The organism is Corynebacterium stercoris (assembly GCF_024160105.1).
Lineage (GTDB): Bacteria > Actinomycetota > Actinomycetes > Mycobacteriales > Mycobacteriaceae > Corynebacterium > Corynebacterium stercoris.
The window spans coordinates 1-1,109 of sequence record NZ_JAMFTQ010000031.1; the positions used below are offsets into that span (position 1 = coordinate 1).

Annotated in this window: 1 rRNA gene; it reads right to left on the reverse strand. The window is 55.5% G+C overall.

The features are described from left to right. Positions 1–42 precede the first annotated feature (42 nt). A 16S ribosomal RNA gene (locus M5J20_RS11315) occupies positions 43–1,109 on the reverse strand; the annotation flags it as partial.

The window sequence follows — 1,109 nt, forward strand, 5'->3', positions numbered from 1 at the left end:
GTGTGACACCCACAACCGTGGGCTCAAATAAAAGCTCCTTAGAAAGGAGGTGATCCAGCCGCACCTTCCGGTACGGCTACCTTGTTACGACTTCGTCCCAATCGCCGATCCCACCTTCGACAGCTCCCTAACGAGTTTGGGCCACTGGCTTCGGGTGTTACCAACTTTCATGACGTGACGGGCGGTGTGTACAAGGCCCGGGAACGTATTCACCGCAGCGTTGCTGATCTGCGATTACTAGCGACTCCGACTTCATGGGGTCGAGTTGCAGACCCCAATCCGAACTACGACCGGCTTTCAGCGATTCGCACCCCCTCACAAGGAAGCTGCGCGTTGTACCGACCATTGTAGCATGTGTGAAGCCCTGGACATAAGGGGCATGATGATTTGACGTCATCCCCACCTTCCTCCGAGTTAACCCCGGCAGTCTCTCATGAGTCCCCACCATTATGTGCTGGCAACATAAGACAAGGGTTGCGCTCGTTGCGGGACTTAACCCAACATCTCACGACACGAGCTGACGACAACCATGCACCACCTGTACACCAACCACAAGGGAAAGACTATCTCTAGCCCGATCTGGTGTATGTCAAGCCCAGGTAAGGTTCTTCGCGTTGCATCGAATTAATCCACATGCTCCGCCGCTTGTGCGGGCCCCCGTCAATTCCTTTGAGTTTTAGCCTTGCGGCCGTACTCCCCAGGCGGGGCGCTTAATGCGTTAGCTACGGCACGAACCCCGTGGAAGGGACTCACACCTAGCGCCCACCGTTTACGGCATGGACTACCAGGGTATCTAATCCTGTTCGCTCCCCATGCTTTCGCTCCTCAGCGTCAGTTACTGCCCAGAGACCTGCCTTCGCCATCGGTGTTCCTCCTGATATCTGCGCATTTCACCGCTACACCAGGAATTCCAGTCTCCCCTACAGCACTCAAGTTATGCCCGTATCGCCTGCAACCCCACAGTTAAGCTGCGGTATTCCACAAACGACGCGACAAACCACCTACGAGCTCTTTACGCCCAGTAATTCCGGACAACGCTCGCACCCTACGTATTACCGCGGCTGCTGGCACGTAGTTAGCCGGTGCTTCTTCTCCAAGTACCGTCAAAA